This is a genomic window from Gemmatimonas sp. UBA7669, from assembly GCF_002483225.1.
Classification (GTDB): Bacteria; Gemmatimonadota; Gemmatimonadetes; order Gemmatimonadales; family Gemmatimonadaceae; genus Gemmatimonas.
Window position 1 is genome coordinate 101,203 of sequence record NZ_DLHL01000001.1, and the last position, 26,971, is coordinate 128,173.

The window sequence follows — 26,971 nt, forward strand, 5'->3', positions numbered from 1 at the left end:
CCGGGCACGGCGAGCAGTCAATCCGTGCTGTTTCCGTTTGTTGTCCGCGAAATCCGTGATAATCAGTTACGGACGCGGCGCCTTCCAATGACGCGTGGCCTGCTCGTAGTCGTAGCCGAGCTGGATGAGCCGGTACTCGCTCCACGCGCGCCCCATGAAGGTCATGCCCGCCGGAAGCCTGCCACCACGCGTGTAGCCCATGGGCACCGTGATGGCGGGAAAGCCCGTCATGGGTGAAAAGAGCTGGCTGTTGTCACCGTGCGGCGTGTTGAGATCGCCGATGAGCCGCGGCGGATTGCTCCACGTGGGATACACGACCGCATCAAGCTTGAGTGTATCGAGCGTCGCTGTGAACGCCACGCGCAGCGCCGCGCGAACCTGCTCGCGGCTCTGGCATCCCGGTGCCGCTTCGGGCAGTTGCGTGGCCTGCGCCGCATCGCGCAGGCGCGGCTCAACGGTCGGGTGATAGCGACGACTGCGGATGATGTCGTCCAGCGTCTTGACGGGCGCGTTGGGCGCGCGCGCCGCAAAGTAGCGCTCGAGATCGGCCTTGAAGCGATTGCAGCCACCCTGCTGCCGCCGCAGGATGCTGTCGAGTGAATCCACAAGCACCGTGTCGATCACCACGGCACCGGCCGCCCGCAGATCACGTACGGCGCGCTCGAACACCGTGCGCACCTCGGCGTCGAGCGTGGGGCGCTCATAGGCCTGACGCAGCACGCCAATGCGTGCCCCACGCAACGCGCCGCGCGTGAGTGCCGGGAGATACGACGCCGGCCGGCGGCTGTCGGCCTGGGCCGTCACCGTGTCGGCCGGGTCGCTGTGCGCAATCACGTCAAACACGCGCACCGCATCAGCCATGCTGCGCGCCATTGGCCCCGCAATGTCCGCACCCTCGTTGAGCGGAATCACGCCAGCACGCGAGGTGAGCCCCATGGTGGAGCGAATGCCCACCAGCGCCTGATGTGCCGAGGGCCCGCGAATGCTGTTGCCGGTGTCGGTGCCCAGGCCAAGTGTGCCGAAGCCCATGGCCACGGCCGCTGCGGTACCGCCGCTGGAGCCCGCCGTGACCCGGTCGAGGGCGTAGGGGTTGCGCGTGTAACCGGGCAAAATCGAGCTCACCGTTTCGTAGGGCGTAAAGGCCCACTCGGCGAGATTGCTCTTGGCCAGCACGATGGCGCCGGCGGCCTTCACCTGCGCCACCATGGTGGCATCCTGCGGCGGCTTCCAGCCTTCGAGCGCGAGTGACCCGCCAGTGGTTTGCAGGCCGCGCGTTTCGAAGTTGTCCTTCACAATGAGCGGCACGCAGTGCAGCGAACCGCGCGCTGCACGAGTGGCCTGCGCGCGATCCAGCGAGTCGGCGGTAGCCAGCGCCTCGGGGTTGAGCACGACAATGCTGTTGACGGCCGGCCCCTGCTTGTCGAGCGAATCGATGCGCGCGAGGTAGCGCTGCACCAACTGTCGGCACGTCAGCCGCCCGCTGGCAAGCGCCGCCTGCACCGTGGCAATGGATGCCGTGTCGACAGGGAACGAGCCGACCGGCGCACGCTGCGCCTCGAGTGGGGTGGCGAGGGCCACGCAGAGCGTAACGGACAGACCACGAAGTTGGGTGCGCATGCAGCAAACATGGCACCAACTCCGCGCGATGTCAGCTCAACCTGCCTCTGTCCGTCATCGCTGCTCCAGCCAGGGCCGCTTGGTCCAGACGAGAATGGTGCCGCATCCCGTGTGGGCGCTCAAATCAAAGACAGGCGGGATGCCGACGGGATTGTTGTAGACCTCGACAGCGGCAATGGTGGACGGTGGTGCCATGGCGTCGAGGTCCTCCATCGTCAGACCATCAGGGGGAGCACTCCTATCGAGGGAAGAAGCCATCCTGAAGTACATGCCATCGATGAACATATTTGGCACGCAGCGCGCCCCGATGAAGCCCCTCAGCCTCGGTGCGCGAGATCGGCCGGTACCTTCGAAGAACACCCCGCGCATGCCGGCCAGAATATCCGATAGCGACTGCGCTCTCACCGAGGTGGCCTCGTCGACCTTGAAGAAGGCACCCATGCCCACCCGACGACGACTCTCAAAACCTTCGTACGCGCCCATGACGCCAGCGGTCGCCGTGCCCGACGCGGTCGCATCGGCCTTGATGCTCACACCGCGCAACGCCTGCACCGGCCGCTCACCGTTCACACTGTCCCGTGACGGTGGCAGCAGCGCCACACGCGCCACGCCCAAGCCGCCCAGAGTCAGGGCGCTTTGCCCCACGGTATCGCGGCCTGCCACCGCTGTGAGTTGCACTCGGGGTGTGCTCGGCACCCCGCACAACAGAAAGGTGCCGTTGGAGTCCGGCGTGAGATCCACCTGACGTGGTACGCGATTGAACGCCCTGTTCTCGATGACCATATCCGTCCATTCCGCGCGGACACTGACTGGGGCACTCCCCTTCGCGGATGTTGGCGCAGGCCGAGGCACGGTGCCAATGACCAGCCCCGCACCTTCCGGTGCCTCGCTGCCACACACCAGGCGATGCAATCCGCGCACCGCGGGCACCGTGTAAACCACCCGGGTGTCCCAGATACCCACCGTGACCGGCGCGGGGGGCAGCGTGAGATCGAGCGAGTCAAGCACGGGGTGCAGCAGGGCCAGTCGGTAGTTTCCTGCCGGCACACTGTCAAATACGAACTGTCCGACGCTGTCCACATTGGCGTAGCGATTGCCGGGCATGAGCACCATGGTGCCGCCGGCAAGCGCGCGACCTCCATGCAGTGAATCCACCACCGCCCCCATCAATCGCGCGGGCGCACTGGTCTGCGCCTGTGCGGCATTGGGCGCGGCGGCCATGCACACACCGAGCCACACCAACCGGCTCATCTTTGCGAACCGCGTGGACCACCGTACTGCAGCAGGTGGCAGGACAGGGCGCGACATGCGCGGCATTGGACTCTCCAAAGGGTGGGATGTTGACCACTACCCCGGAAGGTGGTGCAGGTTCACGGCCTGCACCACCCGCGCACGTTCAGCCAGGCATTACGCGGCGTTTGCCACCCGTCCCCGTACCAGCGGAATCACGGTTTCGGCAAAGCGCTCCATCTCTTCGAGCTGTGGACTGCATTGCAGCAGCAGCAGGTCCACCCCCGCACGCTCGTACGCCCGGATGCGATCAGCCACCTGCTCCGCCGTGCCCACCAGATTGGCGCGCAGCCCACGATTGGACACGGAGTAGTCCTGCAGCGAGACCTGCTGATCAAGCTGCGTGTTGGCAATCCAGTCCTGATAGTTGCCGAAGCCCGGCGAGCCAGGCTGCACGTTGGTAATGCGCGCCAGTTCGCGCTGCGCCTCGGCTTCACTGTCACGCACGATGACATACGCGGCCATGCCACAACGCATGGGCGCCAGCCCAGCACGCGCGCGGCGTTCCTGCATGTCGGCCACCTTGGGCGCGATACGCTCCGCGGGATCACCGTGCATGACATAGGCATCGCACCGGTTCGAGATCAGCGTGCGCGCCGCCTCCGATTCGCCGCCGGCATAGAGCACCGGATGCGGGCGTCCGAAGCTCGAAACCGGCTTGGGTTCGACGACAAGGTCCTCGACCTGATAGTAGCGCCCCCGATACGTGGTGGACGGCTGCGACCACGCACCGCGCAGCACCTCGAGCCACTCCGACGTGCGCGCATAGCGGTCGTCGTGTTCGTCGAACTGCGAGCCGTAGCGCCGCGCCTCATCCTTCCACCAGCTTGACACCACATTCAGCGACAGCCGGCCGTTGCTGATGCGGTCGATGTTGGCCGCCTGCTTGGCCAGCGTGGCGGGGTGATGAAACGTGGGACGCACGGCCACCATGAGCTCGAGGCGGTGCGTCACCGCGGCCAGTGCGGCCGCCGTGCTCCACGCATCAAGCGCCGGCGCCTCAATGCCCTTGATGTCGTTGAGAAAGAGCTCGGCGATGAGAGTAAGGTCGAAGCCGATCTCCTCACTGCGCCGCGCCAGACGCTGTACGTACGGCCAGCTCGCGTCCATGCCCTCGTCGGGCACATTGCGCAGCCAGCCGCCGAATACCGGCAACCAGTAGCCGAAGCGCATCAGACCGACGCTCCCGAATTGGCCGTGGCAAAACCGGCGCGCACTTCGAGATAGTCCACCAGCTTCGCGAACGGGTCGAAGCCCACCACGTTCACTGCATCGGCCACGAAGTTGGACAGCGCATTCACGTCGTAGAAGTAGTGCTGACCGTCGCGGTCATCGACGAGATACTCGATACCTCCCACATCGATGCCGGCCGCCTGCGAGATGCGCTCCACCTGCGCGATGATGTGCGCCGGCGGATCGGCGCGCTCCACCCGCATGCCGGTCTTCGGCGCGTCCACGGCGCAGGCGCCACGCACCAACTCCACGCCATTTGTCGTCTGACAGGCGTCCGCCGGGCAGAGATCAAACGAACCCACGGCCGGATACACGTTGATGGCGTAGAGAAAGCGACCGTTGAGCGTTTCCACGCGCGTGATGTGGCCACCGCGCAGCGGCGCGGCTTCCTGCACCAGGGCAGTGCCGTCGACGCCAAGGTCCACGGTGCCGGCAGATACCGCGGCCTGCAGTGCGTCGGGCGAGTCGTACTTCACAATGCCGGCGCCGCTGCCGCCCACGTTGGCCTTCACCAGCACCGGATAACGCAGGCCTTCGGCGGCCGTTACCGCCTGGGCCGGGTTGTTGATGACACGGCTCTTCGGAAACGGCAGGCCCAGCGAACGCAGCAGGTCGAGCTGTGTCGCCTTGGACAATTCGTTGGCATAGGCCTGCACGCCGTTCACCACCGGCACCCCCAGCGACTCCAGATGACGCAGGTAGTGCAGTGTGTGAAAGGTGGTCTGCGCATGGCCACGCAGATAGGCCGAGGGGCTCGCACGATTGAAGACCAGCGAGTACGGTACCTCGGTCTCACTCGGATCGAAGACATGCGACGCGGCATCCAGTCGCTCGTACGGCAACCCGCGCGCGTCCAGTTCGGCAAACAGCGGCCGGAACCAATCGGGATGCTCGTGATACACGGCAATGGGGCGAAGCTCGGACATACGGACTCCTTGCGGAGGTGACGCCGTCCCACAACGACAAAGCCCGGGCAGTTGAGCCGCCCGGGCGTCGCGTTTTAGCTCGTTGTTTTACGTGGCGGCAATAGGCGGCAAAAGACCACGGATCGGTTGTCTCCTAAAGTGACAACCGCCCCGGCATTTTGTCAAGCACTGAGACTCTTGGCGCACGCCTACTTTGCGCAGCGCCCTGACTCCGTCAGGCCACTCGGCGACGGCGGGCGTCCAGGGACAACGCATCGGGACCGCGCGCAGCCTGGTCCCGTGTGCGGAAGGCCTGGACCAGCGCCGACAACTGCGCGGCCTGCCCCTGCAGTTCCTCGGCCGAGGCGGCCGACTCCTCGCTGGACGCCGCCACCTGACGCGTGATGTCGTTCATCGCGTCCACGCCGTGCTGCACCTGCCGGACATCCTCCACCTGGCGGCTCGAATCCGCAGAGAGTTCGTCGAGGGAATGGCGCATGTGCAGCACGTCGTCACGCACCGCCGTAAGCGCATCACGCACCTGCTGCTCACGCGACACGCCGGCGTCGACATTGCGGATCTCCTCTTCGATGAGCGTGCTGGTTTGCCGCGCCGCTTCAGCAGCGCGCAGCGCGAGCGCCCGCACTTCGTCAGCCACCACCGCAAAGCCACGCCCCGCCTCACCGGCCCGAGCCGCTTCGACGGCGGCATTGAGCGCCAGCAGGTTGGTCTGGAACGCAATCTCGTCGATGGTTTTCACAATGCGTTGTGACGCATCCGCCGACTGCTTGATGCGCGACATGTCCTGACGCAGCGCATCCATGGTGTGGTAGCCGGCGGAGGCGCGATCCGCCGCCGAGGCCGCGCGCTCGCGGAGCTCATCGGTCTGCTGGGCCGCATGCGTCACACGGCGGGTGAGATCCTGCAATGCCGTGCCAATGGCATGCGCCTGCGCGGCCTGGGTGGATGCCCCATTGGCCAGCGAGGTGCTGCCGTCGGCCAATTGCTGCGCCGCGTGATTGACATGCTCGGCCGCCGTGCGCACCTGCCCGATGGTGTGCGCGAGTTCGTGCACGGCGCCGCCGAACGCCTGCTGCATGCGCGCAAAGTCACCGGCGTACTGGCCGGTCATGCGCGCCTCGAGATCACGAGTGGCCACCGCTTCGAGTGCCAGGCAGGCCGCGTCGAACGGAGCGCGCACGGCATGCAGCACGCCATCCACGCCGTGCAGCACATCGGCGTACATGCCCTGCACACCCGCATCATTGACGTGAACCTGCAATTGGCCTTCGCGGGCCGCATCGGCCACACGCGTGATTTCCGATACCGTGGCGCCGATGGCCTGCTGCGCGGCGGCACAGGCCTCGAGGGACTGTCGGCAGGCTTGCGCCATGTTGTTGACGGCGCTCGCCACGACACCCAGTTCGTCCGGCACGTCATCGTGCAACACGCCATGCGTGTCGGGCGGCACGACCACGCGTTCGCCGCGTGCCAGTGCCCTGAGCGCGGCGTGTACGGGCGCGACTCCATGCTCCTGCAGGTGCGCCACGTGCCGCGCCACACGCTGCAGCCGTTGCTCGAGATGCACGGCCACCTGGTACGCGAGGCTCAATACGGCCAGCAGAAAGAGGCCGGTGACCGCGAGCAGCAGCGAAACGCCTGGCCCGGAAAACACAGCCGTGTGGGCCTGCGGGGCGCGGGCCTCAAGCGCCCACAATGCCGCTGCGGCGACGGCCAGAATGCCCGTGGCACCAAGCACGGCCACGGCGCGCAGTTGCGCACGAAGCGTCCGAATTTCCAGAAAGGACACGGAAGATAAGGCGGGAGAACCTGCCGGCCGGGCGCCCTCGCCCCTGCCGGGAGCGCAGCGCTGGGGCTGTGCTCCGACAAGGGGGTATCGGACGCTGTCTTATGTCACTTGAATCGCCGGTCCGAACGGCCGGTCAGGGGGTAGAGGTCCGACCGGTGGCGGCCGCCGCGGGCCAGACGTTGTCGCTCGGATTGCGATCGGGGAAGCGCCGCTGCGGGTCGAGTTGCACCTTCTCGATGGAACGGCCACCGAACACGAGATTCACCGTGTGCTGACGACGGCCGTCGAACCACACGTCCACCGGCACCGTTACCCGCGCCGTGCTGTCGTTGAGCATGACGGCATTGCGCATGGGGCGGATGGCCGGCCCCGTCTTCGCGAAGGTCACGTCGAGCACGATGGGCGCTGGCATGTTGCCGTCCTGCGCCACGGTGACGGCCGTGTTGAGGCCCTGACGCTTCACACTCGCGAGCCGGTGATTGACGGCGTCCGTGCTGAAGAGCCAACTGTACCAGAACCAATCGAGATTCTGCCCGAGCGCCTTGTTCATGAAGAACATCCAGTCCCATGGCGAGGGATGCTTGAACAACCAGGCGTTGGCAAACTCGCGGTGCGCGCGCTGTACGGCCGAATCCCCCACGATGCCGCCGAGCATGGACAGCATGAGCGGCGTCTTGACGTAGGTGGTGAAGCCGTAGCGTGTGGGGCCGCCATAGTTGGCGTTCCACATCATCGGCGCTTCAGCCTCGTCGCCACTGGTGCGCCCATAGCTCTGCCCCAATCCGTCGAGCACCGGCGGCTTGCCCTCAGCGTCGGCGTCGGAGAGGATGTTCATGTACTGATTGAAGCCCTCGTCCATCCAGCCGTACCACGTTTCGTTGTTGCCCACCACCATGGGCCACCACATGTGCGCCGTTTCGTGATCGGCGGCGCCCACGTTGGAGTTGATCACCATGGGATATTCCATGCCGGCACTCGGTCCGTCCTGCAGCGTGAGCTGCGGGAACTGGTACGGGAACCAGAGCTTCGAGTAGAACTCGAGGGCATGACGGGACACCTGTCCCGCACGCGCGTACAGATTCGCACGCGCCGGCAGATACACCATGTGAACCGGCACGGCGCCCTTGCCGGGGATCGTGGCCCGCGTAGCCTGCCACACGTACTTCTTTGCCGTGGCCCAGGCGAAGTCGTTCACCGAATCGGCGTGGAAGCGCCACACCAGCCGGCCCGTGCTGCTCGTGGCGGTGGCCTGACCCGGTCCCACTTCCGTCGGACCGACAATGGTGGTGATGTCATCGCTGCGCAGCACGGTGGCGAGACGCTCACGTGCCGTGGGTGTGAGCACCTGTTCGGGATTCTGCAGCAGACCGGTGCCGCTCACGATCCAGCCGTGTGGCACGTCAATGCGCACATCCCAGGTGCCGAAGTTGTTGTAGAACTCCGAGGGCCCGAGATAGAGCTCGCTGTCCCATCCGCGCAGATCGTCGTACTTGGCGATGCGCGGATACCACTGCGTGGGCTGAAACAGGGTATCAGCCCAGCGTTGCGTCATGCGATGTCCCGTGCCGGGGCCACCGGGCAGCTTGTGCGACCAGTCCACTTCCAACACGGCCTTCGCGCCCGCCTTGATGGGCGTGGCCAGACGAATGCGCGCGTTAGTGGAGCGGCCGTTGAGCAACGTATTCGCATTGGCCGCATTGGCCGCGGCCGCCTGCTGCGTCTGAATGGCGCGTGCACCTTCCGCCCCGGCGCCCACCAGCTTGTTGGAGCTGATGTCCACCGGCTGGCCGTTGATGCTCATGCGCGAGAGCACCATGCCGTCGGTGACTTCAGCCGGCACCCAGGGCGCCGCGTGCGGCGCGTTGCCCAGAAAGTGATTGGGATCGAGACGCAGTCCGATGACGGGCAGCGAATCGGGGCTGGTATTGTGAATGGTGATGCGCGCCTTGCCCGTGAGCCGCGACGAAACCGGGTCGAGCGACACGTCAATGTCGTAGTCGGTGCGCAGCTGCCAGTAGTTGCGGCCGGGCCGTCCGGTGCTGTCGCGTGTGCCCGCCTCGAGCGCACGACGAATGGCGTTGGTGATGGGGACATCGCGGCGCACCGCACGCGGCGGCGCGCTCTGGGCAATGGCGTGACTGGCGCACAACAGCGTCGCGGCCGCGGCCGGGCCCAGCGCGCGCAGGAAAGACTGGCTCATGGATGTGGGGGTTGAGGCTGCTCAACGCTACACAGAATGGCGCGACATGGACAGCGGGTGCGTGTTCCACGTCGTTCCTGACGACTCGACTTCGGCACGCGCACGCCGTAGGCTTGCAGCATGCCTGTGCTGCGTCTGGCCCTTGCCACCCTGCCCTATCCGGATTCTCGGGACGACGCGCTGCGTCGCGCCACAGCCGCCATGGACGAGGCGGGAGCCGCCGGTGCGCAGCTGTTGGTGCTCCCCGAGTGTTATGTGCCCGGCTACCGACGGCCGGGCCGACATGTGGCGCCCCCCGACGCCGCGTGGCTCGACGCGGCATGGCACTCGCTCGCCCGCCATGCGGCCGCGTCTCGCGTGGCGGTGGTGGTTTCCACAGAGCGCGTTTCACCCACCGGCCGTCCCATTCCGACGGCCGTGGTCATTGATGCCACCGGCCATGTGCTGGGCATGCAGGACAAGGTGCAGATCCCACCCGAAGAAGAAGACACGTATGTGGGAGGCGACGCACGGCGCGTCTTTGTGCTTGGCGACGTGACGCTGGGCGTCGTGATCTGCCACGAAGGCTGGCGCTACCCGGAGACCGTGCGCTGGGCCGCGCGCGCCGGGGCGCAATTGGTGGTGCATCCGCATTACAGCTGGGCAGAACCCGGAAGCCACATTCCGCGCGAGTTCGGCGAGCCGGCCAATTCGTTTCACGAGAAGGCCGCCCAATGCCGCGCCGCCGAGAACACGGTGTGGTTTGCCACCGTGAACTACGCGGAATCCAACGCGCCCACCACCTCGGCCATCATCGACCCCGAGGGCGTGGTGGTGGCATGGCAGCCCTACGGACAGGCAGGGCTGCTGCTGGGTGACCTTGATGTGGCGCGCGGCACGGGCTTTCTCGCCAAGCGATTGCGCGCGCTGCCCGACAATTGAGCGCCACGCGAACTGCAGCAGACAAATGAATGGCTCTCTCCCGGTGAGCTGTTCGCGATCTCGCGGTGGCAGCGAGTGTCGATGCAGCAGCAGGACCGTCAACAGCTCACGCAGAGAACTGCCGGAGAACCGCAGAGAACGCAGAGCAACGGATCGCTACTGATGGATCCTCATATCTGATCCGTGTGGTTTCCGCCCAATCCGCGTCATCCGCGACAAGGCGGTTCAACCCCGACCGCAGTTCTCTGCGAACTCTGCGCCCTCTCCTTCACTGCGTGAGCTGCTGGCGATTTCGCCTTGGGGACGAGTGGCAGAGCCCACTTCAAACCACAAGTGGCCAAATAATCAGGCCACGTGCTGCGCTTGCGCGACCGCGCGGGCCAGTCCGTCGGCCGTGATGCCACCGTGTGAAGCGTGCCACAGTACCTGTCCCCGCTGCACGACAATGGCCTGCGGTGACTCGTGGCGAACGCGCAGCCGATCTTCGAGCGCGTCGGAGAGCGCGCGTTCGTGTTGCACCACCACCAGACGCGTGGGCACCTGCGGATGCGCCTGCACAAAGGCGTCGTAGCGGCGCTTGACCGACTGCGAGACCCCACAGGTTGCCGAGTGCTTGAAGATCACCAGCGGCTGCTCGGCGGACACCAGCGCGTCGAGCTCGGGATCGTAACTGGCGTTGGAGGTTGCCGGCGCCGCGGCCACCGTGCGGGCAGCGTGCGCGGCAGGGTGCGCGGCAGCGTGAGCGGCAGCATGCGCTGTTCCGTCCCGCGTCCCGTCCAGTTCACCGCGCAGCACCGCGTCGAGCTGCGCAGCGTAGGTGCCGTAGGCCTGCGCGCCTGACTGCCGGGCCACCAGCACGCCGCGGTGAAATACGAGCACGGTGGGCAGCGCCCGCACGTCGTAACGCGTGACCGTCTCGAGATTCTGGTCCGCATCGAGGGTCAACACCCGCGCGCGCCCATGGTAGGTTTCAGCCAGACGCGCGAGCACCGGCTTCAGGGTGACGCAGGGGGCACACCAGGCGGCCCAGACATCCACGAGTACGGGCAGCGGCGACTCCAGCACGTCGGTGCTGAACCCGGCGTCCGTGACCTCGGCAAGGAACTCGACATCGCTCATGACTGAGAAGATAACTGATCGGGCCACCCTGGAAGCCATGGCGGCCCAACTCGAGGCCTCCAAGGACTACCGGGTGCTGCGGCGCTTCGTGCCCCGGCCGGCCTACGAGCAGCCGACGCCGGCCAAGGTGCACCGAGGTCTCATTGTCGATGTCGAAAGCACCGGGCTTGATACGGCCAACGACGCCATCATCGAACTGGGTCTGGTGGCCTTCGAGTTCGACACGCAGGGCCGCGTGTACGGCGTGGACGAGGCGCGCAGTTGGTTCGAGGACCCGGGGCGCCCCATTCCGGCTGAATGCGTGGAACTCACGGGCATCACCGACGAGATGGTGCGTGGACAGCGCATTGACGACGCGGCCGTGGAACGCGAGATCGCACGCGCAGTGCTGGTCATTGCGCACAATGCCGGCTTTGATCGGCGCATGCTGGAGCGTCGCTTCCCCGGCTTTGCCGACAAGCACTGGGGCTGCAGCATGCAGGAGGTCCCCTGGCCGCGCTTCGGTTGCCGGGGGTTAAAGCTGGAGTATCTGCTCTTCCGCGCCTGCGGGGAGTTTCACACCGGGCATCGCGCCGGCGACGACTGTCTCGCCACCCTGCACGTGCTGGCCATGCCGCGTGACGGCGACGTGTCGCCCTTGCAGTTGCTGCTGGAACAGGCGCGGCGTGTGACGCATCGGCTCTGGGCGATTGGCACACCCATCGAACTCAAGGACGTGCTCAAGAGTCGGGGCTATCGCTGGTATCCAGGTGGCTCGCGCACGCCCAAGAGCTGGTACCGCGATTGCAGCGCGCAGGAACTGGAGGTCGAGCAGTCCTGGCTCCGGGAACACGCCTACGACGGACGACCCAATCCGCCGTGGCGTGTCGATCGCTACACGGGGAAGGAGCGTTACAGCGAGCGCATGGGCGGCTGACGCCGGCGACGCGCGCCCATGATCATGAGGCCGAGCATGGCGGCACTCAGCGACCAGAGACCGGCCGGCTCGGACACGTAGACGGGGACAGTTGGGGTGCCGTCGATGGTCGCAATCTGCTCGGCGGTGAGCGCATCGTCGTAGAGTCCGATGTATGACACGACACCGTCACTGGCTTCGGCCTGCGTGCGATTGTCGTCCATGAAAAAGCGCAGGGGATCGATGGCCGACTGCACGCCAATGCCCGCAGCATCGAGCACCGCGAATTGCTGCACGCCGTTGACGTAGGCGCGCAGCATGCCATCAGCGGAGCGCGTGAGAACCGTTACCGCGAACTGCCCGTCGACGTACACCGGGGTGGTATTGCGGGCCACGTCGTACCACCGTGCGGCACCGTGATGTGAGTAGTAGCCATCATCGATTCGCCCGCCGTCGAGATCGAGGATCTTGTTGTAGTTGCGGTTGTCGTTGAACGACGAGCGCAGGACCACGGACCACGACGCCCCGAGATTAACGTTCAGGGACAGGCCCTGATTGTGCTGGAAGCGATAGCCGTCCTGGGCGATCTGACCGCCGTGGGACACGAGGGCAGTGCCGCCGTGGAGATCCTGCAGTGAGTGGGTGAGGGCGTATTCGTGCGTTTGCGCGTGGGCAATGGACGCAGGCGCCAGCGCCAGAAGCGCGTGCAGGCAGAGGTGGCGCGTCTTCGCGCCGACGATACGATGAAACAACATCGGGTATCCGGTTCTATGGGAGCAGGCCCCGCGGCAGCCGTTCGAGACGGCGCGCGAGGGTCATCTGTCCGATGACGAATGCGCTACCCGCTTCGTGGGCCCCGGCGTCACAAACGTATACGTTTTGGTGCCGCGCATTTCGAACCGCTGGTGGAGACGGTACCTCGCGCCTGCGCCGTCGTCCGCGTGCCCTGCGCCGTTCGTCACAGCCGCTTGGCCGTTCACCACGGCCGACTCGCGCCGCCCCCCGTCTTTGGGCTAAGCTTGCCACATGACACCCTCCATTCGGCGCGTGCTGGTAGCCGACGACGAACCGCTGTCCCGCGAACGGCTGGCGGACCTGCTGCGTGTGCATGCCCCCGATGCCACGGTGCGCGATGTGGGCAACGGGCAGGCCGTTCTTGATCTGGTGCCCGGCTGGCAGCCCGACGTGCTGTTGCTCGACATCCAGATGCCCGGTCGCAGCGGCCTGGATGTGGTGGCCGCGCTGGACCCGGCACAGATGCCGCTCGTGGTGTTTGTCACCGCCCACGACGAACACGCGGTGCACGCCTTCGAGCTGTCGGCGGTGGACTATCTGCTCAAACCCTTTGACGACGCCCGGTTTGCGGCCATGTGGCGACGCGTTGAAGAACGGCGCACGGCCGGCCTGGTGGTGGCGCAGGCTCGTCTCCTCGCAGCATTGGCAGGCGGGCCCGAGGCTTCGGTGCGCAGCGCCACACCGGCGCAGCCACGTTTCATCGACCGCATCGTCATCAAGCAGGACCAGCGCACCCGCGTGGTGATGCTGCAGGACGTGCAGTGGATGGAGTCCGACGGCAACTACGTGCGCCTTCACGCGGGACGCGACGTGCATCTCGTGCGCGAAACGCTCAGCAGCCTGGAATCCCGACTCGACCCGCGTCGCTTCCTGCGCATCCATCGGCGCACCATCGTGGACATGCGCGCCATGAAGGAAATGCAGCCGTGGTTTGGCGGCGACCTCGTGATGATCCTCAAGGACGGCACCAAGCTGCGTGTTGGACGCAGTATGCGAGCGAACGTGACGCGGCGCATCGCCGGCGAGCTGTAGGGCGCCGCGTGTCACGCCGCCACATCGCCACCGCCTCATGAGTGAATGGGCGCTGCGGCGCCGCCTGCTGCTGTTCTGGCTCGTTCCGGCGGCCATGGGCACCCTGGGCTTTCAACTTGTTCCATCGCGGCTCAACCCGGATCTGTCGCTGACGGCGTTGATCGCGGTGCAGTTGGCCATGTGGGGAGCCTGGGCACTCTGGACCACGCTCACCTGGGTGCTGGGCGACCAACTGGCGCGGCGCCGCGCCTCCCCATGGGGGCAGGGCGCCGCGTATGTCGCATTCGGCGCCGTGGTCATTCTTTGTCAGATCCTCATCCAGGCCCGTTTGGGTGTGGCCTTCGGTATTGCGGAGCGACGAGGGATCGAAAGCACGCTGGTCATTGGCCTGCGCCAGTACGGCGACTTTTCGGTGGTGGTGTACTCGGCCATCGTGGTGTCGCAGTTGGCGCTGCGCTGGTACACCTCGTGGCAGCAGGAGCGCGTGCAAGCCGCACGGGCGGCTGAAGCGCTGGCCTCAGCACGATTGCGCGCCCTCCAGGGGCAGTTGCAGCCGCACTTCCTGTTCAACACGCTCAACTCAATTGTCTCACTGATCGGGCGCGATCCCGAGCAGGCGCAGAAGCTCGTGGTGCGGGTGGCCGATCTGCTGCGCAGTTCGTTGCGCCTTGGAGATCGCCAGGAAATTCCTCTTGCGCAGGAACTCGAGCTCACGCGGCAGTACCTCGAGATTGAACGCATTCGTTTCGCCGATCGGCTGACGCTGCAGTGGCCCGACGTGGTACCTGGCGACCTGCTCGTGCCGGCCTTCGCCGTGCAGGTGCTGGTGGAGAATGCCGTGCGCCACGGCATTGCCCGCAATCCGGCACCGGGTGTCGTCTCGCTGGATGTGCTGGCCGACGCTGACAGCCTGGTGCTGCGCGTACACGACACGGGCGCAGCCGATACCGATGCCGATGGCACCGACACGACCGTGGTCGGATCGGGCACCTCGCTGCGCACCTTGCAGGAGCGCTTGCATCACCTGTATGGCGCGTCGGGGCACGTGACGTTGACGGCGAGGCCTGGTGGTGGCACAACCGCGGAACTGCGTGTGCCGCGGCTCGAGAGCGGCGGCACAGCCGAATTCAGCGGCGGCTGAATCCACGCAGTCGCACCACACGCGCAGCACGCAGCGGGCGATTGGCCACGCGGCTGCCATCCGGTGCGTAATCGTCCCACTGTGTGTTGGCAAACAGCCACAACGCCTCGCCATCCGAAGTCAGCGTGGTCGGCGAAACCAGCATGGTGGTATCACGCCACAGCGTGACCACATCGCGCACACGGCGCGCGTCATGATCGAGGGCAATCGCCACCACGCGCGGGGTCGTGAGGCCGTTCTGCACCGCGACCAGCTGCCCCTTGTGCCACGCAAGGCCGTCGAGCCCCAATACACTGCGATCGACGGCATCGTCCACGCGCTGGACGTTGCTGGTGGCAAGATTGATGCGCAGCAGGCCGTGGGAGTAGTCCGCCACCAGCACCACGTCAGTGTCTGACCCCGCTCGATCTGCTGGCAGCTCCACCATGCCCTGCGGGCTGCGCAACAACGGATGCCGAATGGTCTCTATCCGTCCTGCGCGCGGATGCAGCACATAGAGCGCGGCCGTCCCGGCATCGCTCACCAGGACGCGTCCGTCGCGCAGCACGAGCAGGTCACCGGGCGCATGTTCGGCCAATGAATCGGGCAACGCCCATCGCCCCGTGACCGCACCGCGTTTGCTGTCGACCTGCCAGATGGCTGCGGCGGGAACCGAAGCGGCATGCGCGCGCGCGTGTGGTGGCATGGACGCCGAACTCACCCAGAGACTTTGTCCATCGGGTGCGGCGCGCGCGGCCCACACGGCACTCATGCCGGGCACGGTATCGAGGCGGAGATCATGTGACCTGCCCTCTCGTGTCATGCGCCACGCCGTGCCGCGTCGCATCTCGGTGAGCAGCAGCACACCATGACGGGCGTCCCAGGCGATGCCTTCCATGTAGTCCAGTGAATCGGGCATGCTGAACATCAGCTGCACACTGTCAGGCAGCACGCGAGCACGTCCCACGTCGAGTGCATCAAGGGTGCGCCGAGCCCGCTGTGCGCTGGCAGTGTCTCCCGTCGCCAGCGCGGCGCGCTCGAGCATCTGCCAATAGGCGGGCTGACTGGGCCAGGCCTGCGTGGCGCGTTGCATGAGTTGCACCCGCTCGGACCCGCCGCTGCTTCGTGACGCTTCCCGCGCCGCGGCGCGGGCCGCGGCGGCGGAGTCCACGGCGGGATGCGAGGTTGGCGTGGGGGCCGTCCGAGCGGGCTGCTGTGCGGCAGCAGACCGTGTGCCCAGCGGCCCGACGGCCGCAGCCGTGACGATGACGGCAAGGGTTGCGCTGCGGCGTCTCATGGCACGGGCGTTTCACGTCGACCCGGACGCGCCGGGTTGATCGTCAAACTGGCCATGGCTGCCTGCTGCAGACGTCGCACGTCGGACTCGGAAATGTTGGTACCCGGAATGCGCAGCGGCAGTTGATCCGGGCGGATGTCGCGCACCCGATGCAGTACCACCAAGGCGGCGAGATAGGTGCCACGTGGTGAGGGATGCAGCCCGTCCGAGTACAGCGCGTTGTAGTCACCATAGCGCGTCCAGGCATCGCCAGCCGGTGCATACAGGCCATTCACCGCGGCCGCCGCGTTGGTGTACGACATGGCCACGTTGGGAAAGTCGAACAGGCGATCCTGTTGTGGCCACACACCAAGCAGCACCGGCTCGGCACCACTCGCCCGCACCAGCGGCGCAAAGCGCTCGGTCCAGTACTTGAGATGTTCCTGGCTGGCCGGCAGGGCCGACGAGCCCTGTTGCATGACCACGTGCTGCCAACGGCGCTCACGCAGCAATGCCGGCACCTGCCCCTGATGCCAGTGATCCTCGAGCGCGAAGTTGGGATTGGCCACACTGGCCGCCTGCAGCTTCGTGTCGCCGGCCATGCGGGCCAGCGTGATCACCATACCCGGCAAGTCATTCGTGTAGGTCAGCGAGTTGCCGACGAACAGAATGCTGTGATCGTCCGGCCCAAAGACCGGCATGGTCGGGCTGCCGTTGGCGCAGGCCGTGCCGGTGAACAGCGTGATGGAGGCGCCAATCGATAGCGCGGTGCGCGCCCGTCTCCAGGCGCGGGTGTTGGTAATCGTGTTGGTGAACGTCATGCGTACCACTCCAGCGTGCGAGTCCTGCCCTGGACGGAGAATGCCATGGGCCGGTGTGCAAAGTGGGACGCGTGGCGCTCCGCGTCGTGGCCCAAGTGGCCAACGGCGCCTCGTGGCTGATGAACACGATGCGGGCAAGGCTCAGCCGCGTGGCTGCGACGGTCTAGTGCCCGTCGGACTCCATCTGGCTCCGTCAGACGCCGCCAAAGGCCGCCGTCCGGGCGTGCTCGTAGATGAGCGAGGTTTCCACGTGCACCACTTCGGGTCGTGCGGCGAATGCGCGAAGGATGAGATCACGCAGCGCGTCGCTGTGTGGCACGGCCACATGCACGAGAAAGTCGTTGGCGCCAGCCACATGGAATACGGCCATGGCCTCCGGCAAGTCGAGCATGGCGCGACGAAATGTCGCCACGGCTGCACTGGTATGCCGCGCCAGTCGCACCGCCACCAGCGCCTGCAGCGCCGCACCGATGGCGCGCGGGTCCACATCAGCGTGAAAGCCGCGCAACACCCCGCGCTGCACGAGGCGCTTGACCCGCTCATGACAGCTCGACTCGGCCAGTTTCACCCGCGCAGCCAGTTCCTTGTTGCTCAGCCGCGCATTCTGCTGCAACGCGGCCACCAGGGCCTGATCGATTCGGTCGAGCTCCTCAACAGGCGCCACTTGCCGAAGGTTCTTCGGTGTTTCGTCCTTTTTCATGGAGAACAATCTATGCTGCAATTGCCCACCTGCTTGCTGCCTTCCCCTGGAGGCCACCATGTACCACGTCGATTTTGCCACCCTGGCGGTTCACGCCGGTCGCCACGACTTCACGCAGCACGGCGTGCACGCCGCGCCAATCGACCTGTCGTCCACCTATCCGGTGCCCGACCCTGAAGCCGGCACCGCCAGCTACGATGCCATGGCGGCGGGCGGCACGCCCGTGGGCAGCGCCATCTATGCCCGGCTGTACAACCCGACGGTAGCGCGTGTGGAGGAGGCCATTGCCGAACTGGAGGGCGCGGAGGCCTGCGTGGCCTTTGCGTCGGGCATGGCCGCGACCACGGCCGTGCTGCTGGCCACGGCCATGGACGGCGCACATGTCGTGGCCGTGCGCCCCATGTATGGCGGGACCGATCATCTGCTCGAGTCGGGCATGCTGCCCATTCAGGTGAGCTTTGTGGCGCCGCATGAGGTGGCGTCGGCCATTCGTCCGGACACGGGTCTGGTGTTCATCGAGACGCCAGCCAATCCCACGCTGGCGCTGCTCGATATCGCCGCGATCGTCGAGGCGGCCGGCACGGTCCCGGTGCTGGTGGACAGCACCTTTGCCACACCGGTGCTGCAGCAGCCACTGCGGCACGGGGCGGCCATGGTACTGCACAGCGCCACCAAGTTCCTCGGCGGACATGGCGACGTGGTGGCCGGTGTGCTGTGCACGAGTGAAGCGCGCGCGCGTCGCCTGCGTCAGGTGCGTGTTCTCACCGGCGGCATTCTGCATCCGCTGGCGGCGTTTCTGCTGCTGCGTGGCTTGCCAACGCTGCCCCTGCGCGTGGAGCAGGCACAGCGCAACGCCATCGCACTGGCCGAACGCATCGCCTCACACGCCATGGTGTCACGCCTGCATTTCCCCGGCCATGGTGACAGCGACCCCACGGGTCTCATTGGCCGACAGATGCGCGGGCCCGGTTCACTCATGGCATTCGAGCTGCATGGCGGAACCGACGCGGCCAACGCGTTTTTGCGCGCGCTGCGTCTCATCACGCCGGCCGTGAGTCTCGGCAGCACCGATTCGCTCATTCAGCATCCGGCCGGACTCACGCACCGGCTCATGGATCCGGCGGTGCGTGAGGCGCAGGGCATTACCGATGGTCTGCTGCGCTTGTCCGTGGGCCTCGAGTCGGTGGACGCGCTGTGGCAGGATCTGCTGCAGGGGTTTGCGGCAGCGGAACAGCTGGTGATGACGGCCGCAGGACGCGGCTGACGATTGGGCTGACGCGGGAGCTGACGCTGGAGCTGACGCGGGAACTGACGCGTCAGCTCACCTCGGTCAGTGGCCCGTCGTACACCTGCAGCACATAGGTTTGCACGTCACGTGGCCACTTGGCCATGTGAGCAACGAGTCCTGCGCGATCATCGCGAAAGAGGGCTCGGGTGGCGTCTTCGTAGTGTGTACGGTCGCCCGCCAATGCCGTCATGACCGCATAGGCGGCGTCGCGACGCGCGCGCGCGGCATCGACATCGGCCTGTGCCTTGCGCGCTGCGTCGACGAGCTTGCGCAGCGCCACCGACGCACCACCGGGCTGTGACGCCAGCCACTCCCAATGGCGTGGCAGCAGCGTGACTTCGCGGGCCACCACGCCAAGCCGCGGGCGTCCCGGGCCGCGGTCAGCCCTGGGCACGGCGGCACGTGTGGCATCATGTGCGGCATTGTGTGCGGCAACACCTGGGGCGGGCAGACTCGGCGGGAGCAAACCACGCGCACTCAGGTTGGCCAGCATGGCCCGCGCGGTGCCGCGCATCTCGAGATCCACGACTCGGCCCGTGCGATCATCAAACAGCAGAATGGCATCAGCCGCACGCGCCGATTGGGTTTGCGCGTCCTGCACGTGGGTGTAGACCATCTGCGCCACCTCACGCAGCGCCCCCTGCGCCAGGCGGCGACTGCCGCGGAAGGCCGTGTAGCTGGCGACCGACGCACCACCGGCCGGATCAGCGTGGTCGGGCATAGAGCTGTTCCGGGTTGGCGTGACGTTCGAACCACAGCGCGAGCAGCGTATCGAGATCCGCTCGCGGCTGGTAGTCGGGCGACTCGTCGGGCCAGGCGAGCTCGTCGAGCACCACAAACTCGAACGCCCCCTCACCGAGTGTGCGCCAGTCGGCCTGCAGCGGTTCGCAGCGATGCGCGCCGGTCTGCAGTTGCAGTCGTTCGCGATTGAAGATGGCGGGCAGGTTGGACGATGCGCCGAGGTACTGTCGCCCGGTGGCACGACAGCGAATGGCATAGATGCCCATGGCAGTGCGCATGGCTTTGTAGGCGCGCTTGAGCGCCTGACGATCCGTCACGGGGTCTCCGGTGTGCGGGAGTGCATAATACCCGGATAATATGAATTACCCGGATGAAATACAAGACCAGCACGGCGGCGCCGTTCGTCGGCGCATCGTGACCGTTGGGCGGATGCAGCGGGCCGTTCGTCGAACAGTGAAACCCGTGTGTGCCCCCCGGCGTCGGGACGCCACCCATTCACCCCGGTGCATATGAACGGTATAGACGTCGCCCCGACCCCGACTTTGACCCCAACCCCAACCCAGCCCCCAACCACGACACAAGCGGTAACTGCAGTTCGCCCTCCTCGGCTCCCGCAGCCACGGCTTCTGTGGTCCGGGCTTCTGCTCTCCTGGCTGCCGCTGTTTGCCGTTCAATCCCAACCCTCTGCCATCTCATCTCTCGACTCCGCCATCTCACGTATGGGCGGCGCCGAACGCCTGGCCAGCCTGACCAGCTCGCGTGCCGAGTACATGACCATGTGGCTGCGGACCACCTGGGACTCCCGTCCAGCCGCCGATGCCCCGAGCTACGAACGGCACGTGGATCTGCGTGACTACGCGACGCGTCGCTGGCGCAACACGCGCTACTTCGTGCCAGGCACCATGAGCATCGCCGATGTGGTGAACGACACCATCGGCGCCCGCACGCAACCCGCCCGCACGGGCGGCAATGAAACCGTGCCGCTCAACGTGACCTACGTCGACGAGCGACGCGAACTCTTCGCCTTTGCGCCCGAGCGTACCCTGCTGTTGGCGCGCGCCGCGCGCGATCTGCGTGCCCTGCCCGATACCACCATCGATGGCCAGCGCCATCGCCGGGTGCGTGCCACGGTGGAGGGGTTCGTGGCCACGTACTATTTGCGCGATGCCGACAAGTTGCCGGCCCGTGTGCACTATCGCGCCGATGCCACGAACGACTTCGGTCTCGCGCAGTGGGAAGTGCACGACATCGACGTGTGGTATGGCAACTGGATCCGTGTCGCGCCTGGTGTGCTGGTGCCGCGGCAGCGTGATGTCTATCGCGTTGGGCGTCCCTACAAGCGCATGACCGCGCTCACGCTGGCCTTCAACGTCCCGGCGCCCGCCGATTCCTTTTCCATTGCCGACACCGTGGCGCAGCGTTTCCTCGCCACCGAGCAGCGGCCGATGTGGAAGGTGTCGCTCGATTCGGCGCAGATTACCGCGGAACACTTCGCCAGCTTCCCGCGCTTCATTGGCTCAGTTGGTGCCCTGCGCGTGGGCGGTCAGTGGGTGCTGATCGAAACCGCGCAGCATCGCGGCGCGGTGGATCTCGTGGACCAGTGGCTGCGCGCGCGTGGAGAGAGCGGCGTGCGAGCCGGCGTCGTCGCCCGTCCCTTCAGTGGCAATGGTGGCGCGCGCTGGTTTGCTGCGGGCAAGGGCCGTCTCTACGCGGCGCCTGGCGCGCTCGCGCCGCTGCGCGCGATGAACGCGGCGCAGCCCACGACCACCACCTTCGTGTCCGGCGCACGATGGGTGCGCATCGGTAGCGACTCGCTGTACATGGAACCGGTGGACTTTGCCGATGGCAACGGCGCCATGGTGCTGTACTCCCCCACCCATCGCTGGTTCTACAGTCCCTTCATGGGCGTGCCACAGCACCAGGCCCAGCATGACGCGCTGATGGCGCGCTATCGTGCCCGAGGCTGGCCCATCGAGTGGGTGGGCTCCGTAGTCGGCCTGCGTGCGCCAGCCCCCGCTGTCAGCAAGTAAGAGGCACCAACCCAGTCAAACTCCGCCTCACGAAGGAGTGTATCGAGACGAGTCGTCGACCATGCCGGCGGCTCGTCTCCTCCTGCGTCACGACGCAGCGGACACGGGCATTTCTTGCGCTGGCCCCGCCTCACGTTCAGCCAAGCAGCAACCGCGGATCAAACTGAAACGGCGCTTCGTGCACGACCTGCAAACGCGACATGTCCGCGTGCTGTGGATTGATGAGCAGATTTCGCTCCAGCGGAATGATCACCGAGGGTATCGACAGGACGAGCGTTTCGCCGCGCGCGACAAAATGATCACCGACTGCGCGGCACGTTGCCGGCGGCTCTGTGGCCCGCCAGGCATGCGGCAGATCGGCATGCGCGACCGTCTCGGGAAGCAGGTCGTCTGGCACCTCGATACCCAGTGCCACGAGATCATCTGGTGCGTTGGCCGGATCGACGTGCACCAGCAACTCCAGCGCGGCCAGTGACAGCGTGCTGGAGGCGTAGACCACGGCGACGCCTTTGCTGTTCCAGCGGCCACCGGCGCGGCGCGCCCCCTCACCATCGAGTGCACGATAGCGGGAACGGGCGAGGCGCCAAGCGAGACTCAACCGATCACGCCATGCTCGATGCGATCGAGGACGTCCTCGACCAACACCGTGCCCGTGTCGGTGTGTACCAGCTCGATGGGCGGTTGACCACCGAGGGCGCGATTGGGTGTCACAAGCCAGCGGTTGGCCTTTTCCTGTGAACCCAGGGCTTCGGCGGCACGCACCGCAATACGCGCGAGTCGCGCCAGACGGTCGGACTCCGCCGCCGAAAGACGCTCTCGCGACTTCTGCTTGCGCTGCAAGGTGCGCTCACTGCCCACCACGGCGTACACCGCCTCACGTGTCATCATGGGCCTGAGCGCGTTGGCCACATACTGCAACGATGCCGAGGGGAGCCCCTGCCGCACCTGAATGGCGAGGTCGAGATCACTTTCCACGACCTCGCCCAGGACGGCCGCTCCGCCGAGCATCGCGGAAACCGTATCTGCCGACATGAAATCCTCTGATCCGTCGTATGACGTAAGCTGCCCGCCATTTGACGGCTCGTCAAGACCCTAGCCGAGCTAGCGCTGGCAGCCCACACAGTGCGTGACCTCGGGCATCACCAGCAGCCGGCCGTACGGGATGGCTTCGCCGCAGCGTTCGCAGAGGCCGTAGCTGCCCGTGGCTACCCGCTCGAGTGCCGCCAGCACCGCGTCGTGTTGCGACTCGAGCTGCGCACGCGCCGTGGCGGCTTCGTCGCCCAGCGTCTCTTCCATCAGCGCCAGCGCCCGCGCCAGCCGAGCACGATCGGTATTGAGCTCGTTCACGAGCCAGCGGATTTCCGTCATGCTGAGGTGTGCGTTGGTGTGGGGCAGAGTGTTCATCGTTGTCTCCGGTGAGTGGTTGATGAATCGGTGGTGAATCGGTGGTGAATCAGTGGTGAATCGGGGTTGCGTGACGGGCAACAAAAAACGCGCCCCGACGAACAGAGCCCGCGCGCAGCGATGGCTGCGCACGCACTCCTGTTGTCGGGACGCGACTCCCAAACGAATACTACACGAGGAACCGGCCGAGGTTCCAGCGCGCAGGCGCGCTGGCTTTTCTGCGTGCAATTGGCGATACTTGAGACATGAAGTTTCGCCTGCCCCACACTGCCTCCGGCCCTGCGATGATTCCCGTGCATCGCACTCGCGTTTCCGCCGCACGACTCGTGCGACGGACGGTGCGTGGCGTGTGTTCTTCGCCGTGCGCCGCTCCGGGTTTCCTCCAGTGTGCGCAGCGCAAGTGCTCGGCTCCTTCAACCGTGGAGGATCGCCGCTAGCACCGGTCGATCGTTTGACGAGAGCAGCTCTCGTAACGAACGCCCCACCTGCCGCACTCGGCAGGTGGGGCGTTTTGCATTTGCCATCCCACCTCGCGAGGCAGTCTGGCCATGGCTCGCACCAGATCACGCGACTCTCCTGCGGGATTCATGGCCAGCTGCTCGCGACACACGACAACCCGCCACCTCGAGCGCACCTTGCGCCCCGGCCGTGCAAGGGGCAACGTTGCGGCGTTCCATTGCACTCCCCCACCCCTGCCCCGCCCGAGGACGCCTCTGTGGCTGAAACAACCAGCAAGCTGCCCGATTTCCCGGGCTTCGCCGTTCGTTACGATCCGTCCAAGAACCCGTTTTTCCAGGCCATCATGGTGGAGAACCTGCGGATCCTGGACAGCAAGGAGATTGGCAAGTCGCTGCTGAAGCAGATCGGCGAGGCGTCACCCAAGCACCGCGGCCAGTTCCCCGACGGCGTGAACGTGATGTGCACGCCATACCACATCAACTACACGCAGTCGGGCTTTTCGCGTCAGGGCCAGTTCACGGGGGACGGGGGCTTCAAGGTGGAGGGCATGAAGCCGTCCACCGCCGCCTCGCATAACCTGAAGAACTGCCCGTTCCATATTGCCGGAAGCAGCTTCAACAAGGCGGACGATCCCTCATTCAACGACAAGGGACGGGGCACGGTGTGCTGGATGGCCTTCAGCAATGCGCAGTTCATCACCAGCAAGGGTGAGACCGCGCAGCCGTTCATCGTGCTGGCGCATGAGCTGATTCACTCGCTGCACTGTCTCACCGGCACGCACAACGGGTCGGAGGAAGAGCTGATGACCAGCGGCATCGGCAAGTACTCCGATCTGCCGATGTCGGAGAACGCGTTCCGCAAAGCGTTCGGCTTGCCGCCGCGGGTGTCGTACTAAGGCGCCAAGGCGCACCGCGCACTCACCAGGCAACCGGGCGATGTGCGCGGGCGCTGAGCCCCGGCGTGAGCAGCAACAGCGTGAGCAGCAACAGCGTGAGGTTGGCGCTCCACATCGCAAGGGATGGAGAGAGCATGCCGCTGTCTCCCAGCGACTCACCGACAATGAACAGCACGTAGTACCCGCTGAACACCGCCACAGTGAGCGGCACCTGCCAGGCTATCGGGATGCGCCGTAGGCGCCTCGTCAGGGAAACGGCAAAGAGTGTGAGGAACAGGCAGGCCGCCGAGATCGCGTACTTCTTGTGGTACTCAACGCGGTAGTTGTTGATCAACTCACGGGCGTTGCTTTCAGCCCTGCTTGTTCGACCAGACGCGAGTTGCGTTTCGAGCTCGCGCCACCGGTCCTGCAGCTCGCGCGGTGTGAGGCTGCGGTCACCCCTGAAGCCATCCCGTTTGCCAGACTGCAGCCACTGCAGTTCGGTGTTGGCTTTCGGCAACACCTGCGTGTTCAGCCCGTACGCAAGTATGGTGACCACCACACCCAGCAGTGCCAGCGGCATCATGCGCGGCGTTTTCCCGCTGTCCTCCTCGCGCTCCGGCGGCGTGGCATGTCTGCCCTTTTTGTTCAACGCTGCCAGCACGGCCACGAACAGCGCCATGGGTATTGTCATGGCCGCGATATAGGGCACCGAGTACCAGAGCACGCTGAGCCACTGTTCGGCCGACATACTGCGGGATTGGCGTCCCATGGACAGCGCCAGCATGATATCAGTGAGCACAAAGAACGCGAGGGCGAAGGACAGCACGGAGTTTCTGAGCACCGTGCGCTCTGCCTGACCGAAGCCCCGCCTTTCGTCGGCAATGCGCTCACGCAGTCCGCGGCCAAGCAGATCACCAAGCCCTGCGAGTGCCGCAGCGCTGGTGGCGAACAGGCCCTGCGCTTCTTTGCGCGCGAGCTCGCGTGCAAACAGATCGAGCATGGCGCTGCCGTGACGCTCGCGCAGCTCGCGAGGCAGCAGAACCAGCAGCGCACGATAGGCCGTGCGCCACACGCGATGCGTGGCAGATTGTGAAGTTGAGGCGCTCATGCCAGTGCCTCCATGCCAGCCAGTCTGGCCCGTGCGGTGCGGGCCATTTGCTCCAGGCGCGCGCATTCGGCCTCGAGCAACTCCCGGCCGACCGCTGTCAGTCGATAGAAGCGCTCACGACCGAGGCCGCCGGCCGGGCGGTCCTGCTCGGGCAGCTCCTCAATCCAGCCCTGGCGCACGAGTTCTTCGAGGGAACCGTACAGGGTGGCGGGCCAGAGCCGGACGGCGCCGTCGCTGAGTGCACGGGCCTCGTCCTGGATGGCGCTGCCGTGCCTGGGGCCGGTGGCCAGCGAAAGGAGGATGTAGAACCAGTTGGGTTTCATGGGCCGTTGTGTAGGTACGGAATCATACTATTATTTGATACTATTAGACAATACCCAGGTTCCACAGGAAACGACGCGGAAGCCCAAGAGCTCCCGCGTCGTCCGCTCCCACTCACACCACCGTGTACCCACCGTCGACGAGGTAGTAGCCGCCCGTCATGAACGAGGCCTCGTCGGACAACAGGAAGGTCACCAGCGGCGCCACTTCCTCGGCCTTGCCCAGACGTCCGATGGGATGGCGCGAGATCAGCACCTGGCGGTACTCGTCGGGCAGATTCGAAAGCAGCGGCGTTTCGATATAACCCGGCCCGACACTGTTGATGCGCAGCCCCTGCGGGCCGTACTCCGCCGCGGCGTTTCGCGTGAGGCCCACCACGGCATGCTTGGCCGCGGTGTACGCGCTGTTGCCAATGGCTGCCACCGACCCGTGAATGGACGCCATGTTCACGATGGCACTCTGCTTGGCACCCGCACGCAGCATGGCCGGGATCTGATAGCGCATGCCATACAGCACGCCATCCAGATTGATGTCGATGACCCGCTGCCAGTCGGCGAGATCCACCTCGCCCGTGGGCGCCTGCGCACCGCCGATGCCGGCGTTGTTCACCGCATAGTGCAGCGCCCCATAGGTGGACTCGGCAAACGCCACCACCCGCTCGCTGTCCTCGGGCTTTGCCGTGTCCTGCTTGAACGCGCTGGCCAACCCGCCGGCGCTGGTGATGGCCTGCACCACCCGCTGCGCGCCTTCGAGGTTGATGTCAGATACCACCACCTTGGTGCCGAACTGCGCGAGGCGCTTGGCGATGGCTTCACCAAGCCCGGATCCACCACCGGTGACGATCGCGACCTTGTCCTTGAATCCGTTCATGTCTCCTCCGTTCGTTGGGACTGGGTCTATTGGGTTCATTGCATCGACCTGCGAGCAACGTGGCATTGCGTGTCGCTAACAACTGAGACATATCCGTTTTAACAGTACTTGTCAAGTGTCGCGTCCTGAATAATGTCTA

General features: G+C 66.0%; 26 protein-coding genes. 7 read left to right on the top strand and 19 right to left on the bottom strand.

The window, feature by feature from the left end:
• Window positions 1-66: 66 nt before the first annotated feature.
• The 6 genes from B2747_RS00465 to B2747_RS00490 form a co-directional block, all read right to left on the bottom strand.
• A complete protein-coding gene (locus B2747_RS00465; protein ID WP_291155299.1) occupies window positions 67-1,617 on the bottom strand; it encodes an amidase family protein in 1,551 nt (516 codons plus the stop codon).
• Window positions 1,618-1,671: 54 nt separating this feature from the next.
• Window positions 1,672-2,868: a hypothetical protein gene (locus tag B2747_RS00470; protein WP_291155302.1), complete on the bottom strand. Its 1,197-nt coding sequence runs from the start codon at window positions 2,866-2,868 to the stop codon at window positions 1,672-1,674.
• A 156-nt stretch (window positions 2,869-3,024) separates the two neighbouring features.
• Window positions 3,025-4,080 carry an LLM class flavin-dependent oxidoreductase gene (locus B2747_RS00475; protein WP_291155305.1) on the bottom strand — a complete coding sequence of 352 codons (1,056 nt, stop codon included), beginning with the start codon at window positions 4,078-4,080 and terminating at the stop codon, window positions 3,025-3,027.
• Window positions 4,080-5,066 (bottom strand): ATP-grasp domain-containing protein, encoded by a 987-nt coding sequence (locus tag B2747_RS00480; RefSeq protein WP_291155311.1) that lies wholly within the window; start codon window positions 5,064-5,066, stop codon window positions 4,080-4,082. Before B2747_RS00480 ends, B2747_RS00475 begins: the two co-directional genes overlap by 1 nt.
• Window positions 5,067-5,280: 214 nt before the next feature.
• Window positions 5,281-6,855, bottom strand: a complete 1,575-nt coding sequence (locus tag B2747_RS00485) for a methyl-accepting chemotaxis protein (protein WP_291155314.1) — start codon at window positions 6,853-6,855, stop codon at window positions 5,281-5,283.
• Window positions 6,856-6,988: 133 nt separating this feature from the next.
• Window positions 6,989-9,055 carry a M1 family metallopeptidase gene (locus tag B2747_RS00490; protein WP_291155317.1) on the bottom strand — a complete coding sequence of 689 codons (2,067 nt, stop codon included), beginning with the start codon at window positions 9,053-9,055 and terminating at the stop codon, window positions 6,989-6,991.
• 120 nt (window positions 9,056-9,175) lie between these two features.
• Between B2747_RS00490 and B2747_RS00495 the strand changes: the two genes are divergently transcribed.
• The gene (locus tag B2747_RS00495; protein ID WP_291155320.1) at window positions 9,176-9,976 is read left to right on the top strand and encodes a carbon-nitrogen hydrolase family protein; all 801 of its coding nucleotides are present in this window, start codon (window positions 9,176-9,178) and stop codon (window positions 9,974-9,976) included.
• A 345-nt stretch (window positions 9,977-10,321) separates the two neighbouring features.
• Here B2747_RS00495 and ytxJ read toward each other — a convergent pair whose 3' ends face one another.
• Window positions 10,322-11,095 carry a bacillithiol system redox-active protein YtxJ gene (ytxJ, locus tag B2747_RS00500; protein WP_291155322.1) on the bottom strand — a complete coding sequence of 258 codons (774 nt, stop codon included), beginning with the start codon at window positions 11,093-11,095 and terminating at the stop codon, window positions 10,322-10,324.
• On the opposite strand from ytxJ, the gene B2747_RS00505 reads away from it, so the two are divergent.
• Entirely contained in the window at window positions 11,094-12,011 is a 918-nt protein-coding gene (locus tag B2747_RS00505; RefSeq protein WP_291155325.1) for a 3'-5' exonuclease, read from the top strand. The two genes, ytxJ and B2747_RS00505, sit on opposite strands and share 2 nt — an antisense overlap.
• Here B2747_RS00505 and B2747_RS00510 read toward each other — a convergent pair.
• Window positions 11,987-12,745, bottom strand: a complete 759-nt coding sequence (locus B2747_RS00510; protein WP_291155327.1) for a hypothetical protein — start codon at window positions 12,743-12,745, stop codon at window positions 11,987-11,989. The genes B2747_RS00505 and B2747_RS00510 overlap by 25 nt on opposite strands.
• 271 nt (window positions 12,746-13,016) lie before the next feature.
• On the opposite strand from B2747_RS00510, the gene B2747_RS00515 reads away from it, so the two are divergent.
• Both B2747_RS00515 and B2747_RS00520 read left to right on the top strand, forming a co-directional pair.
• Window positions 13,017-13,817 (top strand): LytR/AlgR family response regulator transcription factor, encoded by an 801-nt coding sequence (locus B2747_RS00515; RefSeq protein ID WP_291155330.1) that lies wholly within the window; start codon window positions 13,017-13,019, stop codon window positions 13,815-13,817.
• A 37-nt stretch (window positions 13,818-13,854) separates the two neighbouring features.
• Window positions 13,855-14,958 carry a sensor histidine kinase gene (locus B2747_RS00520; RefSeq protein WP_291155333.1) on the top strand — a complete coding sequence of 368 codons (1,104 nt, stop codon included), beginning with the start codon at window positions 13,855-13,857 and terminating at the stop codon, window positions 14,956-14,958.
• Here the strand turns inward: B2747_RS00520 and B2747_RS00525 are convergent.
• The 3 genes from B2747_RS00525 to B2747_RS00535 all read right to left on the bottom strand — a co-directional run bounded on the left by B2747_RS00525 (window position 14,945) and on the right by B2747_RS00535 (window position 17,734).
• The gene (locus B2747_RS00525) at window positions 14,945-16,234 is read right to left on the bottom strand and encodes a hypothetical protein (RefSeq protein WP_291155336.1); all 1,290 of its coding nucleotides are present in this window, start codon (window positions 16,232-16,234) and stop codon (window positions 14,945-14,947) included. The genes B2747_RS00520 and B2747_RS00525 overlap by 14 nt on opposite strands.
• Window positions 16,231-17,034 carry a hypothetical protein gene (locus B2747_RS00530; RefSeq protein WP_291155339.1) on the bottom strand — a complete coding sequence of 268 codons (804 nt, stop codon included), beginning with the start codon at window positions 17,032-17,034 and terminating at the stop codon, window positions 16,231-16,233. The genes B2747_RS00525 and B2747_RS00530 overlap by 4 nt, the downstream gene beginning before the upstream one ends.
• Before the next feature lie 193 nt (window positions 17,035-17,227).
• Complete coding sequence (locus B2747_RS00535) at window positions 17,228-17,734, bottom strand: Lrp/AsnC family transcriptional regulator (RefSeq protein WP_291155341.1); 507 nt, start codon at window positions 17,732-17,734, stop codon at window positions 17,228-17,230.
• 58 nt (window positions 17,735-17,792) lie between these two features.
• On the opposite strand from B2747_RS00535, the gene B2747_RS00540 reads away from it, so the two are divergent.
• Entirely contained in the window at window positions 17,793-18,998 is a 1,206-nt protein-coding gene (locus B2747_RS00540; protein ID WP_291155343.1) for a trans-sulfuration enzyme family protein, read from the top strand.
• A 52-nt stretch (window positions 18,999-19,050) separates the two neighbouring features.
• On the opposite strand, the gene B2747_RS00545 is transcribed toward B2747_RS00540, so the two are convergent.
• Both B2747_RS00545 and B2747_RS00550 read right to left on the bottom strand, forming a co-directional pair.
• Window positions 19,051-19,743: a DUF2239 family protein gene (locus B2747_RS00545; RefSeq protein WP_291155346.1), complete on the bottom strand. Its 693-nt coding sequence runs from the start codon at window positions 19,741-19,743 to the stop codon at window positions 19,051-19,053.
• Window positions 19,727-20,080, bottom strand: a complete 354-nt coding sequence (locus B2747_RS00550; protein WP_291155349.1) for a GIY-YIG nuclease family protein — start codon at window positions 20,078-20,080, stop codon at window positions 19,727-19,729. The genes B2747_RS00545 and B2747_RS00550 overlap by 17 nt, the downstream gene beginning before the upstream one ends.
• A 402-nt stretch (window positions 20,081-20,482) precedes the next feature.
• On the opposite strand from B2747_RS00550, the gene B2747_RS00555 reads away from it, so the two are divergent.
• Complete coding sequence (locus tag B2747_RS00555) at window positions 20,483-21,793, top strand: hypothetical protein (RefSeq protein ID WP_291155352.1); 1,311 nt, start codon at window positions 20,483-20,485, stop codon at window positions 21,791-21,793.
• A gap of 136 nt (window positions 21,794-21,929) precedes the next feature.
• Here B2747_RS00555 and B2747_RS00560 read toward each other — a convergent pair whose 3' ends face one another.
• From B2747_RS00560 to B2747_RS00570, 3 genes are all read right to left on the bottom strand, one after another.
• The gene (locus B2747_RS00560) at window positions 21,930-22,391 is read right to left on the bottom strand and encodes an RES family NAD+ phosphorylase (protein WP_291155355.1); all 462 of its coding nucleotides are present in this window, start codon (window positions 22,389-22,391) and stop codon (window positions 21,930-21,932) included.
• On the bottom strand, window positions 22,388-22,825 hold the full coding sequence (gene parS, locus B2747_RS00565; protein ID WP_291155357.1) for a type II toxin-antitoxin system Xre/ParS family antitoxin: 438 nt from the start codon (window positions 22,823-22,825) through the stop codon (window positions 22,388-22,390). Before parS ends, B2747_RS00560 begins: the two co-directional genes overlap by 4 nt.
• Window positions 22,826-22,894: 69 nt before the next feature.
• Window positions 22,895-23,197: a TraR/DksA family transcriptional regulator gene (locus tag B2747_RS00570; protein WP_291155360.1), complete on the bottom strand. Its 303-nt coding sequence runs from the start codon at window positions 23,195-23,197 to the stop codon at window positions 22,895-22,897.
• A gap of 715 nt (window positions 23,198-23,912) precedes the next feature.
• Between B2747_RS00570 and B2747_RS00575 the strand changes: the two genes are divergently transcribed.
• A complete protein-coding gene (locus tag B2747_RS00575) occupies window positions 23,913-24,551 on the top strand; it encodes a M91 family zinc metallopeptidase (RefSeq protein WP_291155364.1) in 639 nt (212 codons plus the stop codon).
• 22 nt (window positions 24,552-24,573) lie between these two features.
• Here B2747_RS00575 and B2747_RS00580 read toward each other — a convergent pair whose 3' ends face one another.
• The 3 genes from B2747_RS00580 to B2747_RS00590 all read right to left on the bottom strand — a co-directional run bounded on the left by B2747_RS00580 (window position 24,574) and on the right by B2747_RS00590 (window position 26,832).
• Window positions 24,574-25,641: an LptF/LptG family permease gene (locus B2747_RS00580; RefSeq protein ID WP_291155367.1), complete on the bottom strand. Its 1,068-nt coding sequence runs from the start codon at window positions 25,639-25,641 to the stop codon at window positions 24,574-24,576.
• A complete protein-coding gene (locus tag B2747_RS00585) occupies window positions 25,638-25,964 on the bottom strand; it encodes a PadR family transcriptional regulator (protein WP_291155370.1) in 327 nt (108 codons plus the stop codon). Before B2747_RS00585 ends, B2747_RS00580 begins: the two co-directional genes overlap by 4 nt.
• 112 nt (window positions 25,965-26,076) lie before the next feature.
• Window positions 26,077-26,832 (bottom strand): SDR family NAD(P)-dependent oxidoreductase, encoded by a 756-nt coding sequence (locus tag B2747_RS00590; protein ID WP_291155373.1) that lies wholly within the window; start codon window positions 26,830-26,832, stop codon window positions 26,077-26,079.
• Window positions 26,833-26,971: the final 139 nt, after the last annotated feature.

Excerpts from the sequence above, each read along its gene's own strand:
- B2747_RS00465 (WP_291155299.1), bottom strand. The coding sequence starts at position 1,617 with ATGCGCACCCAACTTCGTGGTCTGTCCGTTACGCTCTGCGTGGCCCTC.
- B2747_RS00470 (WP_291155302.1), bottom strand. The coding sequence starts at position 2,868 with ATGAGCCGGTTGGTGTGGCTCGGTGTGTGCATGGCCGCCGCGCCCAAT.
- B2747_RS00475 (WP_291155305.1), bottom strand. The coding sequence starts at position 4,080 with ATGCGCTTCGGCTACTGGTTGCCGGTATTCGGCGGCTGGCTGCGCAAT.
- B2747_RS00480 (WP_291155311.1), bottom strand. The coding sequence starts at position 5,066 with ATGTCCGAGCTTCGCCCCATTGCCGTGTATCACGAGCATCCCGATTGG.
- B2747_RS00490 (WP_291155317.1), bottom strand. The coding sequence starts at position 9,055 with ATGAGCCAGTCTTTCCTGCGCGCGCTGGGCCCGGCCGCGGCCGCGACG.
- B2747_RS00495 (WP_291155320.1), top strand. The coding sequence starts at position 9,176 with ATGCCTGTGCTGCGTCTGGCCCTTGCCACCCTGCCCTATCCGGATTCT.
- B2747_RS00505 (WP_291155325.1), top strand. The coding sequence starts at position 11,094 with ATGACTGAGAAGATAACTGATCGGGCCACCCTGGAAGCCATGGCGGCC.
- ytxJ (WP_291155322.1), bottom strand. The coding sequence starts at position 11,095 with ATGAGCGATGTCGAGTTCCTTGCCGAGGTCACGGACGCCGGGTTCAGC.
- B2747_RS00510 (WP_291155327.1), bottom strand. The coding sequence starts at position 12,745 with ATGTTGTTTCATCGTATCGTCGGCGCGAAGACGCGCCACCTCTGCCTG.
- B2747_RS00515 (WP_291155330.1), top strand. The coding sequence starts at position 13,017 with ATGACACCCTCCATTCGGCGCGTGCTGGTAGCCGACGACGAACCGCTG.
- B2747_RS00520 (WP_291155333.1), top strand. The coding sequence starts at position 13,855 with ATGAGTGAATGGGCGCTGCGGCGCCGCCTGCTGCTGTTCTGGCTCGTT.
- B2747_RS00525 (WP_291155336.1), bottom strand. The coding sequence starts at position 16,234 with ATGAGACGCCGCAGCGCAACCCTTGCCGTCATCGTCACGGCTGCGGCC.
- B2747_RS00530 (WP_291155339.1), bottom strand. The coding sequence starts at position 17,034 with ATGACGTTCACCAACACGATTACCAACACCCGCGCCTGGAGACGGGCG.
- B2747_RS00535 (WP_291155341.1), bottom strand. The coding sequence starts at position 17,734 with ATGAAAAAGGACGAAACACCGAAGAACCTTCGGCAAGTGGCGCCTGTT.
- B2747_RS00540 (WP_291155343.1), top strand. The coding sequence starts at position 17,793 with ATGTACCACGTCGATTTTGCCACCCTGGCGGTTCACGCCGGTCGCCAC.
- B2747_RS00545 (WP_291155346.1), bottom strand. The coding sequence starts at position 19,743 with ATGCCCGACCACGCTGATCCGGCCGGTGGTGCGTCGGTCGCCAGCTAC.
- B2747_RS00555 (WP_291155352.1), top strand. The coding sequence starts at position 20,483 with ATGGGCGGCGCCGAACGCCTGGCCAGCCTGACCAGCTCGCGTGCCGAG.
- parS (WP_291155357.1), bottom strand. The coding sequence starts at position 22,825 with ATGTCGGCAGATACGGTTTCCGCGATGCTCGGCGGAGCGGCCGTCCTG.
- B2747_RS00570 (WP_291155360.1), bottom strand. The coding sequence starts at position 23,197 with ATGAACACTCTGCCCCACACCAACGCACACCTCAGCATGACGGAAATC.
- B2747_RS00580 (WP_291155367.1), bottom strand. The coding sequence starts at position 25,641 with ATGAGCGCCTCAACTTCACAATCTGCCACGCATCGCGTGTGGCGCACG.
- B2747_RS00585 (WP_291155370.1), bottom strand. The coding sequence starts at position 25,964 with ATGAAACCCAACTGGTTCTACATCCTCCTTTCGCTGGCCACCGGCCCC.
- B2747_RS00590 (WP_291155373.1), bottom strand. The coding sequence starts at position 26,832 with ATGAACGGATTCAAGGACAAGGTCGCGATCGTCACCGGTGGTGGATCC.